The 12933-nt window shown below is 70.7% G+C and carries 11 protein-coding genes; 4 read left to right on the top strand and 7 right to left on the bottom strand.

Features of this window, described 5'->3' with window-relative positions:
* Nucleotides 1–2 precede the first annotated feature (2 nt).
* The 5 genes from CFK38_RS13405 to CFK38_RS13385 form a co-directional block, all read right to left on the bottom strand.
* Nucleotides 3–1262 (bottom strand): carboxylate--amine ligase, encoded by a 1260-nt coding sequence (locus CFK38_RS13405; protein ID WP_096803518.1) that lies wholly within the window; start codon nt 1260–1262, stop codon nt 3–5.
* 105 nt (nt 1263–1367) lie between these two features.
* On the bottom strand, nt 1368–3071 hold the full coding sequence (locus tag CFK38_RS13400) for a glycoside hydrolase family 13 protein (protein ID WP_096803517.1): 1704 nt from the start codon (nt 3069–3071) through the stop codon (nt 1368–1370).
* 264 nt (nt 3072–3335) lie between these two features.
* A complete protein-coding gene (locus CFK38_RS13395) occupies nt 3336–4235 on the bottom strand; it encodes a sugar ABC transporter permease (protein WP_096803516.1) in 900 nt (299 codons plus the stop codon).
* Between the two features lie 20 nt (nt 4236–4255).
* Entirely contained in the window at nt 4256–5833 is a 1578-nt protein-coding gene (locus CFK38_RS13390; RefSeq protein WP_096803515.1) for an ABC transporter permease subunit, read from the bottom strand.
* A gap of 122 nt (nt 5834–5955) precedes the next feature.
* Nucleotides 5956–7236 carry a sugar ABC transporter substrate-binding protein gene (locus CFK38_RS13385; protein WP_096803514.1) on the bottom strand — a complete coding sequence of 427 codons (1281 nt, stop codon included), beginning with the start codon at nt 7234–7236 and terminating at the stop codon, nt 5956–5958.
* Between the two features lie 157 nt (nt 7237–7393).
* Between CFK38_RS13385 and CFK38_RS13380 the strand changes: the two genes are divergently transcribed.
* The 4 genes from CFK38_RS13380 to epsC all read left to right on the top strand — a co-directional run bounded on the left by CFK38_RS13380 (nt 7394) and on the right by epsC (nt 11143).
* Entirely contained in the window at nt 7394–8413 is a 1020-nt protein-coding gene (locus tag CFK38_RS13380) for a LacI family DNA-binding transcriptional regulator (protein WP_157773493.1), read from the top strand.
* Nucleotides 8410–9486 carry a tryptophan--tRNA ligase gene (trpS, locus tag CFK38_RS13375; RefSeq protein WP_096804365.1) on the top strand — a complete coding sequence of 359 codons (1077 nt, stop codon included), beginning with the start codon at nt 8410–8412 and terminating at the stop codon, nt 9484–9486. Before CFK38_RS13380 ends, trpS begins: the two co-directional genes overlap by 4 nt.
* 123 nt (nt 9487–9609) lie before the next feature.
* A complete protein-coding gene (cysK, locus tag CFK38_RS13370) occupies nt 9610–10539 on the top strand; it encodes a cysteine synthase A (RefSeq protein ID WP_096803512.1) in 930 nt (309 codons plus the stop codon).
* Nucleotides 10540–10555: 16 nt separating this feature from the next.
* On the top strand, nt 10556–11143 hold the full coding sequence (gene epsC, locus CFK38_RS13365) for a serine O-acetyltransferase EpsC (protein WP_096803511.1): 588 nt from the start codon (nt 10556–10558) through the stop codon (nt 11141–11143).
* Between the two features lie 24 nt (nt 11144–11167).
* Here the strand turns inward: epsC and CFK38_RS13360 are convergent, their stop codons facing one another.
* Together CFK38_RS13360 and CFK38_RS13355 are read right to left on the bottom strand one after the other, a co-directional pair.
* On the bottom strand, nt 11168–11947 hold the full coding sequence (locus CFK38_RS13360) for an SIR2 family NAD-dependent protein deacylase (protein ID WP_096803510.1): 780 nt from the start codon (nt 11945–11947) through the stop codon (nt 11168–11170).
* Entirely contained in the window at nt 11944–12789 is an 846-nt protein-coding gene (locus CFK38_RS13355; protein ID WP_096803509.1) for an aldo/keto reductase, read from the bottom strand. The genes CFK38_RS13360 and CFK38_RS13355 overlap by 4 nt, the downstream gene beginning before the upstream one ends.
* Between the last annotated feature and the right edge of the window lie 144 nt (nt 12790–12933).

The following is a 12933-nucleotide window of genomic DNA, read 5'->3' as shown; positions in this document are numbered from 1 at the left end:
GATCAGAATCCGGTGTCGGTGGGTCGGGGATAGACGGCGCGGTACTTGCGCACGAAGTTCAGGCCCGAGACGACGGAGTAGGCACGCATCCACAGGCCCTCCGGACGGTACCGGAAGGGATTGCGCAGCCCGGTGCGCGCCACGCGGCGGATGTGCCCGCGCAGGGCGGGATCGCGCAGGTAGCGCAGCACCAGCGCCACCGGGAGGATCGAGTAGAGGATCTCGCGGGTGACGACCACCCGGCCGAGGTCCCGGTCGTGGATGCGGTCGGCGACCACGTGGCGCGCCACGCTCTCCCCGGCCGCGGTGACGTAGTAGTTGTTGCGGCCGATGCGGGGATTGATCTCGAAGAAGCACTCAGCGCCGGTGCGCGGATCGATCTTCACGTCGAAGTTCGCGAAGCCGACGTAGTCCACGGCGTCCAGGAAGCGCTCGGCGGCCGCGGTGAGGCTCGGGAAGTCGCCGGTGACCATGGCGGCAGGGCGCCCCAGCGCCTCGGGGGTGTGCTCGCCCAGCAGCACCTGGGCGGCGCACAGCAGCGTGACCTTCCCGCGCGCGGAGCGGTAGGCGGTGATGGAGCGCTGCGCGGTGTCGTCCCCCGGGATCAGCTCCTGGAACAGGAAGCGTCCGGTGAACCCGGCTGCGCGCAGTCGGCGGACCAGGTCGAGATGCTCCTCGCGGCTCTCGAGGAAGAAGACCTTGCGTTTGCCGGGGAAGTCGACGTGGTGGTACTCGGCGGTGTTCGCGGCCTTGCCGACCACCGGGAAGGTCCAGGGCAGCTCCTGCTCCCCGTTCCAGCCCGCCTCCTCCGCGCGGGCGAAGTCGACGATCACGGTGGGCACCGTGCCGATGCCGAGCCCGTCGCAGATCTCGGCGAACTCCGCCTTGTCGGCCAGGCGGGACAGCAGCGCGCCGTCCACCTGGGCGAGCAGATAGTGCTCCTCGAGCTCGCCGCGGAAGCGGTCGATGAACTCGATCAGGGAGTCGGCGTTGGTCAGCAGCAGGGCCGGGCGTCCGGCAGGACGTGCGGCGGCCAGCTCCAGCAGCGCGTCGCGCATCTGCTCGTCGGTGGCGTCGGCGCCGAGGACCAGCTGGTCACTGGTGACCGTGTGCTGGTTCATCGCGACGGGGACCCGCATCACCGTGGTGCATCGCATGCCGTACTGGCGGTGGAAGGCGATGGTGAGGTTCAGCGAGTTCAGTCCGGCCCCGAGGACGACGACGTCGAACCCGGGGTCGACCGGTGAGGAGGGCGGGCGCATGGAGGCGATCCTAGCGGCGCGAGCACGTCGGGCCGCGGAGACGCTCGCTCGTCCGCGGCCCGGCGTGACCGGTCCGACTCCCGTGGCGGGAAGCGGACCCGGGGCTCACTCGGTGCGCAGCCAGACCGCCGTGTCGGCGGGCAGGGTGCCCGGCTCGAGGGGGGCGGAGGCCACCAGCACCTCGGCCGCGGCGAGCGGCCCCGGCGGCAGGACCACGGCGGCGTCGGTGGTGTTGACCAGGACGGTGACCTCCCCGCGGGAGACCCCGAGCACGCCGCCCGGCAGGTCCCGGAGGAAGGTGACGCCGCCGTCGGGGCGGCCCAGGCCGAGCTCGCGACGCAGGTGCAGCGCGGTGCGGTACATCTCGAGCGTCGAACCGGCCACGCCCTCCTGCGCGTCGACGGCCAGCTCCCCGAAGACCTCCGGCTGCGGCAGCCAGCTCCGACCGGTGGAGGAGAAGCCGAGGGCCGGTGCGTCCCGGACCCAGGGCAGCGGCACGCGGGAGCCGTCGCGGCCGGGCACTCCGGCACGCAGGTGGGCGGGATCCTCCCGCAGCTCGTCGGGGATGTCGCGGACCTCGGGAAGGCCGAGCTCCTCGCCCTGGTAGAGGTAGGCCGCCCCGGGCAGGGACAGCATCAGCAGGGTGGCCGCGCGGGCCCGGTGCAGTCCCAGCTCCGCATCGGGCACCTCGTCGCGGGCCAGACCCTCGCCGAACGCGTGGTCGGGGGCGAACCCGTAGCGACTGGCGTGGCGGATCACGTCATGGTTCGAGAGCACCCAGGTGGTGGGGGAGCCCACGGCGTCGGCCAGGGCGAGCGGCTTCTCGATCGCCGCGCGCATCGTCTGCACGCCCCAGCGCGCCTGCAGGAATCCGAAGTTGAACGACTGGTGCGCCTTGTCGTCGCCGATGTACAGGGGCAGCCGCTGCTCGGGGATCCATGCCTCCAGGACCAGCATGCGATCGCCCTCGTAGGAGTCCAGGATGGGCCGCCATTCGCGGTAGATGTCCAGCACCCCGTCGTTGTCGAAGTAGACCGGCACCTCGCCCTCGGGGATGTCGATCAGTCCCTCGGCGTTCACCGTGGCGTCGGGCAGGCCCTCGGGCTTGACCATGCCGTGGGCGACATCCACGCGGAAGCCGTCGGCGCCGCGGTCCAGCCAGAACCGCAGCACGTCCCGGAACAGCTCGTGCACCCGCGGGTTCTCCCAGTTCCAGTCCGGCTGGCTGGTGTCGAAGATGTGCAGGTACCACTGTCCGGGGGTGCCGTCCGCCTCGGTGATCCGGGTCCAGGCGGGGCCGTGGAAGATCGAGGTCCAGTTGTTCGGCGGCAGCTCGCCGTCCTCGCCCTTGCCCTCGGCGAAGACGTACATGTCGCGCTCGGGGGAGCCGGGGCCCGCCGCCAGCGCCTCCTGGAACAGCACGTGCTGATCGGAGGAGTGGTTGGGGACGATGTCGACGATGACCCTCAACCCCAGCTCGTGGGCGCGGCCGATCATCTCGTCGGCGTCGGAGAGGGAACCGAAGCGGGGGTCGACGTCGATGTAGTCGGCCACGTCGTAGCCGCCGTCCTTCTGCGGAGAGGTGTAGAACGGCGAGAGCCAGATCGCGTCGACGCCGAGATCGCGCAGGTAGGGCAGACGCTCGGTGACGCCGGGCAGATCTCCCATGCCGTCGCCGTTCGAGTCGGCGAAGGAGCGGGGATAGACCTGGTAGACGACGGCATCGCGCCACCACTGCTTCTCGGGGGTGCTCTCCTGCTCGGAGGGCCGCGGAGCGGCGAGGGGAGCGGTGAGGGGCGACGTGGTCATCAAGGGTCCTTCCGGTGGTGCAGGGGGTGCGGGGCACCGTCTCCTCCCGGCCCGCGTCGGCGGGTCGGGGGTGACGGCGAGGTTCAGGGGGCGCGCGAGGCGCGGATCATGTTCGCGCCGGCGTCCGCTGCGCGCAGGCGCAGCCGCAGGGCGCCGGCGCGGAGGTGGGGCGGCAGGACGGCGGGGCGGCGGATGTCGCAGGGCCGGCGGTCAGCCTCGGTGTTCTTGCTGGTCTCCTACCGCTCCTTCGTCGCAGTACGTCGATCAGCCCTTCACAGCACCGGCGGTCGAGCCGCCGACGATGTACCGCTGCAGGAACTGGTAGAGGATGATCACCGGGATCATGACCATCACGGAGCCGGCGGCGAAGACGCCCAGGTTGTTCGAGCGGTCCGAGGAGAACATCCCGTACATGCCCACCGCGAGGGTCTTCTTCGAATCGTCGGTGAGGAAGATCGAGCCGATCAGGAACTCGCTCAACGAGAGCACCAGGGCCAGCAGCAGCGTGGTGGCCAGGATCGGGGTCATGGACGGCACCAGGATCTTGCGGAAGGTCTGCCAGTGGGTCGCCCCGTCGATGATCGCCGCCTCGTCCAGCGACTTCGGGATCGTGTCGAAGAAGCCCTTGAGCAGCCACACCTGGCCGAAGGCGCCGCCCATCAGCACCGCGATGTAGCCGGCCAGGGTGTTCAGGCCCAGCATCGGCACCGCCTCGCCCAGGCCCGCGATCATCGTGTACACCGCGATCATCGACAGGATCGCGGGGAACATCATGATCAGCAGCACCGCGAGCATGCCGCCGCGTCGACCGCGGAAGCGCAGACGGCTGAAGGCATAGGCGGCCAGCAGCGAGAGGAAGACCTGGCCGGTGGCGACGACGCCGCACACGATGATCGTGTTGAGGTACCAGCGCAGGAAGTTCGCGCGCTCGCCGCTGAGCATCGCGACATAGTGCTCGAGGGTGACCCCTTCCGTGGGGAGCAGGCCGGCGGCGGCGATCGAACCGCTCTCGTTCAGCGACGCCGAGATCACGAACATGATCGGGAAGATGGCGAAGGCGATCGCCGCCGCGCCGACGACGTGCCGCCAGCCGAGTTCGGCGAACCAGCGGCTGAAGGGCATGCGATGCTTCGCACCGCGCTGCGGAGCTGTGGTGGAGCTCATGGTGGACCCCTTCCGCGGGCTCAGTTGATGTCTTCGAGGACGTTGGTGAATCGGAACTGGATGGCGGCCAGGACGCCGGTGAGGACGAACAGGCACACCGAGACCGCGGAGGCGAAGCCGAAGTCGGCTCCGGAGCCGCCGAAGGCGATGCGGTAGACCATCGAGATCAGGATGTCCGTGGCGCCGCGGCCGGAGCCGTCGGGGAACGGACCGCCCTCGGTGAGCAGCTCGATCGCGTTGAAGTTGTTGAAGTTGAAGGCGAAGGACGAGACCAGCAGCGGGGCCACGGCCACCAGCAGCAGCGGCAGCACGATCTTCCTGGTGGCCTGCAGGGGCGAGGCGCCGTCCATCCTGGCGGCCTCCGTCAGCTCGTCCGGGATCGCCTGCAGCGCGCCGGTGGAGACGATGAACATGTAGGGGAAGCCCATCCACAGGTTCGTCAGCAGCACCGCGACCTTCGCGAGGCTCGGATCCCCGAACCAGTCCAGGTCCAGGCCGAGCATCTCGTTGATCAGGCCGAAGTCGCGGTTGTAGAAGTTCGACCACACCAGCAGCGAGATGAAGCCGGGGATCGCGTACGGCATGATCAGCACCGACCGGTAGAACCGGCGGCCCTTCAGCCGCTGATCGTTGAGGATCACGGCGAGGGCGAAGCCCAGTGCGAAGGTCAGCAGCACCGAGCCGCCCGCGAACACCAGGGTCCACACGAAGGCCGAGAAGAACTGCCCGGCGACCGTGGCGTTGGTGAACAGCCGCTCGTAGTTGGACAGGCCCACGCTCTGCAGCCAGCCCTGGGAGAACGCCCGCTCGCCCGAGGAGTCCACGAAGTACTGGGAGTCCCCGACCTCCCCGACGGTGTACTCCTCGCCGGTCGAGGTGTCCGTGATGGTGTCGGTCGCCTCGTCGTACTGCAGCACGGTGGTGCCCACGAAGGCCTGGTTCACGCCGAGGGGGCGGACGGCCGAGGAGTCGTCGACCGGGACCGCGAGCTCCATCAGCTCGTTGTAGATCGTGTTCACCTGGCCGGCGTCGAGCACGGTGAGGCCCTCGACCTCGGTGACCCGGCCGTCGGCCACGGTGACCGCTCCGGAGTCGACCTCTTCGAGCGGCGTCTCGGCATCACCGTGGTAGACGGTGCCGTCGTCGGGATTCACCAGGTAGAGCTCGAACGGTCCCTCGGTGGGGGAGCCGGAGGTCGCCACCGTCATCGTGTACCGCGGCGAGTCGGCCGACTGCTGGACGGAGCTGGCGACGATCGAGCCGATCGCCTGCTCCTTGGTCCCGCGGGTGCCGTCGCCGTAGTTCGTGAACGAGTACCCGATCGTCAGCACGATCGGGAGGATCAGGAACACGGAGAGGAAGAAGGTGCCCGGGAAGAGGTACTTGCCTGGCACGAAGCGCTTCGTGGAGTACAGGGCGAAGATGGCGATGGCGGCGAGCACCAGCACCGCCAGCCACATCCAGGACTGCTGGGAGATCAGCACCGGTGCGATGAAGACCGTCACCGCGAGGGTGATGCCGAGCACCGCGATGCGGGTGACCACGGCCGGGACCGAGGTGGACCGGGTCCGGTGCGCGGGGGCATGCGTCGAGGTCATGAGGCGACTCTGCCTTTCGAGGGACAGTAGAGGAGTCAGGGTGGCGGGTGGTGGGGCAGGCAGCGGAGCGATCCGCCGCACCGGCCGCAGGGCGGCGGGGGCGGCGGATCACTCCGGTCGGATCAGCCGATCGCGGCGGTGATCTCCTCGCCCGCGGACTCCATGGTCGGGTGCGGGTCCGCGCCGCCGACGATGTTCGCCTGGGCGATGCCCAGCGGTTCCCAGATCGCGGACATCGCCGGGATGGCGGGCATCGGCTCCGCGGACTCGGCGGCCTCGGCGAAGATCATCACGTGCTCGTCCGAGCTCGCGATCTCCTCACGCAGCTGGAGGTTCACCGGGGGCAGGGGATTGGCCTCGTACATGGCCTTGGCGACGTCGGGCGAGCTCGCGATGTCGGTCATGAACTGCTGGGCGAAGCCGGCGTTGGCCGCATTCGAGGCCACGTAGAACGAGTTCACACCCGCGAACGGCGCCGCCGGCTCCATGCCCTCGAAGCCGGGGACAGGGGAGACGGTGAAGTCGATGCCCGAATCGCGCACGTCGGCCAGGGCCCACGGGCCGGAGATCAGATACGCCGCCTTGCCCTCCGCGAACAGGGAGATCGAGTTGTCGCCGGTGATGGAGTTCTTCAGCACGCCCTTCTCGCCGAGCTCGGAGATCTTGTCCGCCGCGACGAGGGAGCCCTCCTTGCCCACGCCCAGATCGGAGGGGTCGAGGTTGCCCTCGGCGTCCTTGCCGAACAGGTAGCCGCCGGCCGAGGTGTAGATCGGCTGCATGTGGTACGGGTCGCCGGACTCGCCGATCGGGAGCGAGAGGATGTTCTCGGCGCCGCCGGCCTCGGCGGCGGAGATGAGCTCCTCGATCGAACCGGGCTCCGCGACGTCCGTCAGCTCGTTGTTGGCGAACAGCGCGAGGGTCTCCACCGCGTAGGGCACGCCGTAGGTCTGCCCGTCGTAGGTGACGGCCTCGACGCCGACCGTCGCGATGGTGTCCGCCACGTTCGAGGGAAGCTGCACCGGCGAGATCGCGCCGTTCTGCACGAGGTTGCCGATCCAGTCGTGGGCACCCATGGTGACGTCCGGGCCGTTGCCGGCCTGGTTGGCGGTGACGAAGTTCCCCTGCAGCTCGTCCCCGGGGACGACCTCGACGACGACCTCGATGCCGTTCTCCTCGCCCCAGGCCTTCGCGGAGGGCTCCAGCGCGGGAGCCTTCTCCTCGTCGGCCCAGATGACCAGCTGGCCGGCCGAGGAACCGCCGGCGGCCCCGCCGCCGTCGGAGGCACCGCCACCGGTGCCATCGCCGGTGCCGCCATCGGTGTCCGAGCCGCCGCAGGCGGCGAGCAGGGTGGTGCCGGCGGCGAGGCCGCTGAGGGCGAGGAAGCTCTTTCGACGAATCTGCACGTCTTCTCCTTTGAATCGTGGAGCTGCCGCCTCTCGTGGCGGCGCTCGATGCCCCCACACTAGAACGAGGACCCCTCCCTGTGCAAGAATGCGCAAGAACTTGCAGGTATCGATTCGGCCACGGGCGACGACGCGCGCGGTCCGGGAGGGGGAGGGCATGGCACGACTCATCGACATCGCCCGGGCCGCCGGGGTCAGCGAGGCGACGGTCTCGCGGGTGCTCAACGGCAAGGCCGGGGTGAACGAGGCGACCCGCCAGGCCGTGCTGGATGTGGCACGTCGTCTGGGACGGGATCTGGGCCCGGGGGCGAGCGGTTCGGGGCCGCTGGTCGGCGTGCTCGTCCCGGACCTGGACAACCAGGTCTTCGCGGCCTGGGCCGAGCGCATCGAGGCCGAGCTCTTCGAGCGCGGCGCCACCGCCCTGGTGGCCATTCGGGCCCGCACCGTGGAACGGGAGCGAGAATTCTTGCAGAGGTTCTTGCACTGCGGGGTCGACGCGATCATCGTCGTCTCCGGGCACCATGCCCAGCACCGCGGGCCGGTCGACCACTATCGCGAGATCATCGCCGGCGGGACACCGCTGGTGCTCATCAACGGGGTCCGGGAGGAGCTCGACGCCGCCTTCCTCTCCAGCGACGAGGAGCACGCGGTGCGCGCCGTGCTCACCCACCTGCAGGAGCTCGGGCACCAGCAGGTGGGGTTGGCCGTGGGCGATGAGCACACCTGGCCGGTGCGCGAGAAGCTGCGGGTCTTCGAGGCCGTCACGGCCGACTGGGGCGAGCGGCCTCAGCCGGTCTCCTTCACCGACTTCTCCTACGCCGGGGGATACGAGGCGGCCAGGGATCTCGTGGACCGCGGGGCGACGGCGATCCTCTGCGGGTCCGACGTGATGGCCGCCGGCGCGCTGGAGGGGGTCCGCTCCCAGGGGCTCAGCGTCCCGCGCGACGTCTCGGTGGCCGGGTACGACGACGTCTTCTGGGCATCGCTGACCAGCCCGCCGCTGACCACCGTGCGCCAGGCCGTCGGCTCCATCGCCCGCGCCGCCGTGCGCACCGCGCTCGGGGGCGGCGAGGACTCGCGCCGCCCGGCACGGACCGAGGTCGTGGTGCGACCCCAGCTGATCGTGCGCGGCTCGACCGCGGCGGCGCCCGAGGAGGCCGCTAGCATGGTGTGGTGACCGCACCGAACGACACCCGCACCAGCTACGACACCGCCCAGCAGCGCAGCGACAGGATCTGGTCCCAGATCGGGTCCGACCCCTCGGGGCTGCGCATGCTCACCGGCGACCGCCCCACCGGCGCCCTGCACATCGGCCACTACTTCGGCTCGCTGCGCAATCGCGTCCGGCTCCAGGACGCCGGGGTGGAGACGTGGGTGATCGTCGCGGACTACCAGGTGATCACCGACCGCGAGGTCATCGGCGACATCAGGGGGTCGGTGCGGGAGCTGCTGACCGACTACCTGGCCGTCGGCATCGATCCGGAGCGCTCGACGATCTTCACCCACTCCGCGGTGCCGGCGCTGAACCAGCTGATGCTGCCCTTCCTCTCCCTGGTGACCCAGCCCGAGCTCGAGCGCAACCCCACGGTGAAGGCCGAGCTCGCGGCCGCCGGGAAGTCCGCGATGGGCGGGCTGCTGCTGACCTACCCCGTCCACCAGGCCGCCGACATCCTGTTCTGCCACGGCAACCTGGTGCCGGTGGGCCGGGACCAGCTGCCGCACATCGAGCAGACCCGCGTCATCGCCCGCCGCTTCAACGAGCGCTACGCCGGCGGGGAGGCGTTCTTCCCCGAGCCCGATGCCCTGCTCTCCGAGGCCCCGACCATCCTGGGGCTGGACGGCGAGCACAAGATGAGCAAGTCCCGCGGCAACACCGTCATGCTGCGGATGGATGCCGACGAGACGCTGAAGAAGATCAAGAAGGCCAAGACCGACGCCGACCGGCGGATCACCTACGACCCGGAGGGCCGCCCCGAGGTCGCCAACCTGCTGACCATCGCCGCGGAGGCCAGCGGTCGGGCCCCGGAGGAGATCGCCGAGGAGATCGGCGATCGCGGCGCCGGCACCCTGAAGCTCCGCACCGCCGAGGTGCTCAACGAGCATCTCGCGCCGGTGCGCGCCCGGCGGGCAGAGCTGGAGCGGGATCCCGGATACCTCTTCGAGGTGCTCCGCGCGGGCAACGCGACGGCGAACGCCGAGGCCGAGGCGACGCTCGCGAAGGTCCGCGAGTTCATGGGGATGGTCTACTGAGGCGCTGATCGGGCACCTCGGCGACGCGGATCCTGCGACGCCCAGCATCTGCACGGACGAAAAGGTTATGATCGAACAAAGGTCACCTTAGAGCCGCCGGCTCGTGCAACGTCGAGGAGAAGCATGCCCATCTACGAGAACGTCTCCGAACTGGTCGGCCGCACCCCGCTGGTCAAGCTGAACCACCTCGGCGACGAGGTCACGGCCACCATCGTCGCCAAGCTCGAGTTCTACAACCCCGCCAGCTCCGTCAAGGACCGCATCGGCGTGGCCATGATCGATGCCGCCGAGGCATCCGGCCAGCTGCACAGCGGCGGCACCATCGTGGAGGCCACCAGCGGCAACACCGGCATCGCGCTGGCGATGATCGGCGGCTCCCGCGGCTACAAGGTGGTCCTGACCATGCCCGAGTCGATGTCCAAGGAGCGCCGGATGCTGTTGCGCGCCTATGGCGCGGAGCTGATCCTCACCGAGGCGTCCAAGGGGATGAAGGGCGCGGTCGAGAAGGCGGAGGAGATCGCCGCCGAGACCGGCGCGGTCCAGGTCCGCCAGTTCGACAACCCCGCCAACGTCGACGTCCACCGCCGCACCACCGCCGAGGAGATCTGGAACGACACCGACGGCACCGTGGATGCGGTGGTCGCCGGCATCGGCACCGGCGGCACCATCAGCGGCGTCGGCCAGGTGCTCAAGGAGCGCAAGCCCGAGGTGAAGATCATCGCCGTGGAGCCGGCGGAGTCCGCGATCCTCACCGGCGGCCAGCCCGGCCCCCACAAGATCCAGGGCCTCGGCGCGAACTTCGTGCCCAGCATCCTGGACCGCGAGATCTACGACGAGGTCATCGACATCGACGCCGAGGCCTCCATGGACCGGGCCCGCTCCGTGGCCCGCACCGAGGGTCTGCTGGTGGGCATCTCCTCCGGCGCCGCCATCGAGGCCGCCGTCCGCGTCGGCTCCCGTGAGGAGTTCGCCGGCAGGACCATCGTGGTGGTGGTGCCGTCCTTCGGCGAGCGCTACCTCTCCACCCCGCTGTACGCCGAGTACGCGGACTGACGAGACGGCCGCACCCATGGCGAAGAACCCGCTGGATCGGGTGATGGACGCCGTCGCGACGGTCCGGGAGGACCTCGCGGCGGCGCACCGTCGCGACCCCGCCGCCACCGATGACCTGGCGATCCTGCTGACCTCTCCCGGTCTGCACGCGATCTGGACCCATCGGGTCGCCCATCGGCTGTGGGCGCGCGGGGCGCGGCTGCCGGCACTGGTCCTCGCCCAGGGCGCCCGGTCGGTCACCGGGGTCGAGATCCACCCCGGGGCGAGGATCGGTCGCCGCTTCTTCATCGACCACGGCATGGGCGTGGTGGTGGGGGAGACGGCCGAGGTCGGCGACGACGTCATGCTCTACCACGGGGTCACGCTCGGCGGCCGCTCGATGGATCGCGTCAAGCGCCACCCCACGGTCGAGAGCGGGGTGACCATCGGGGCGGGCGCCCGGGTGCTCGGACCGGTGGTCCTCGGCGAGGGCGCGCAGGTCGGCGCCAACGCCGTGGTGGTCAAGGACGTGCCTGCCGGGGCCACCGCCGTCGGGATCCCCGCCACCGTGCGGGCGGGCGGCGCCCACCCCGACGTGCAGATGGATCCCGCGATCTGGATCTGAGGCGATCCTCCGGGACCGGGCCCGTCAGGCGAGGAAGGGATCCAGGAACGAGGTGCCGCCCACGCGGTGGAGCCGTCGCTCCCAGTCCGGCAGCACCTCGTGGGCGTCCTCGGCGATGACGTGGTCGAAGAGCGTGCGGGAGCCGACGGGAGGAGCGATGTCGATCAGCACCGTGGTGGCGCCGTGGGAGGCCGCCAGCGGTGCCAGCTGCGCGGAGGGGAACACCACCCCGCTGGTGCCGACGGCCACGAAGAGATCCGCCCGCTGCGCCAGCCGCATCGCGAGCTCGAGGGCGTGCTGCGGCAGCTGCTCGTCGAAGAGCACCACGTCAGGCCGGGTCGGTGCGCCGCAGAGCGGGCAGGCGCCGGGCACCCCGTGGTCCTCGGCGCGCGCTCCCTCGCCCGGCGACAGCGGCGCCGACCAGGTGCACCGCAGCTCGAGGCACACCGCACGCAGCGCGCTGCCGTGCAGCTCGGCGACCACCTCGCTGCCGGCCGCCTGATGCAGGCCGTCGATGTTCTGCGTGATCACCGGGGCGCCCAGCCGGGCGATCGCCCGATGGCCCGGGGTGGGACCGTGGCCACGGGCGATGCGCGCCATCCCGCCCCACACCCGCCACAGCTGCGGCAGCGAGCCGGGCAGCAGGTCGGCATGCATCGCCTCCTCGGTCTCGGGCTCGAGGGCCCACAGACCGTCCGGACCCCGGAAGGTGCCCAGACCCGTGCGGGCGCTGATCCCGGATCCGGTGAGGAAGACGATCTCCCGGTGCGCCGCGCCCGGGGTGAAGCGGCCCCCTGCGGTCACCACTCCTCGTGCTCGCGGGAGTCCCAGGCGGCGTCCTCGCCCAGATCGAGCGAGGCCAGCAGGGTGCGGTCCTCCGCGTCGAGGCGGAGGGCCTCGAGGGACGCGTTGTCCCGCTGGCGCTGGGGATCCTGGGACTTCGGGATCACCACGATGTCCTGATCGACCGCCCAGCGCAGCGAGACCTGCGAGGGGGTGACGCCGTGCTTGCGCGCGATGCGTTGCAGGGCGAACTGCCCGGAGAGCCCCTCGCGCCCGCCCAGCGGGCCCCAGGCCTGGGTGACGATGCCGTGCTCGCGGTGGAAGGCGACGGCCTCGGGACGGGGCAGGGCGGGGGAGAGCTGGATCTGGTTCACCGCGGGGGTCACCCCGGTGGCGTCGATCAGCTCCTGCAGCTGCTCCGGCCGGAAGTTCGAGACCCCGATGTGCAGTGCCCGACCCTCCTCCTGGAGGTCGATCAGGGTGCGCCAGGTCTCCAGGGCGAGGCCCCGGGAAGGGTTCGGCCAGTGGATGAGCACCAGCGCGGCCCGTTCCAGACCCAGTCGGCGCAGCGAGGCCAGGAAACCCTCGCGAGCGGCCTCCCGGCCCTGGTCCCCGCCGGCGATCTTCGTGGTCACCAGCGCCTGGTCGGGATCCACGCCGCTGTCGCGCAGCCCCGCGCCCACCGCGGCCTCGTTGCCGTACTGGGCCGCAGAGTCGATGAGCCGGTAGCCCGCGCGCAGGGCCGCGGCGATCGCGCGGGCACCCTCGACGCCCTTCATGCTGGAGGTGCCGAAGCCGATCAGCGGGAAATCGGTGCCGTCGGCGAGCGTGGTGGTGGGGATGGACGGCGCGGTCGCAGTCACAGGGTCCTCCTGGGGCGGGTGGTCACGGACCCGACCAGCGTAGCCATCGTGCGCTCGACCGTGCACGCCGTGCCGCCCGCCTGCGGTGCTGCGCTCTGTTAGCGTGCACGCAGCGCCGAGAGGACGTGCCCTCACCGCCGAGGG

Origin of the sequence: Brachybacterium vulturis (assembly GCF_002407185.1) — a bacterium.
GTDB classification, from domain to species: domain Bacteria; phylum Actinomycetota; class Actinomycetes; order Actinomycetales; family Dermabacteraceae; genus Brachybacterium; species Brachybacterium vulturis.
The sequence above is the reverse complement of the archived record's forward strand: the minus strand, read 5'-3'. Positions and strand labels throughout refer to the sequence as shown.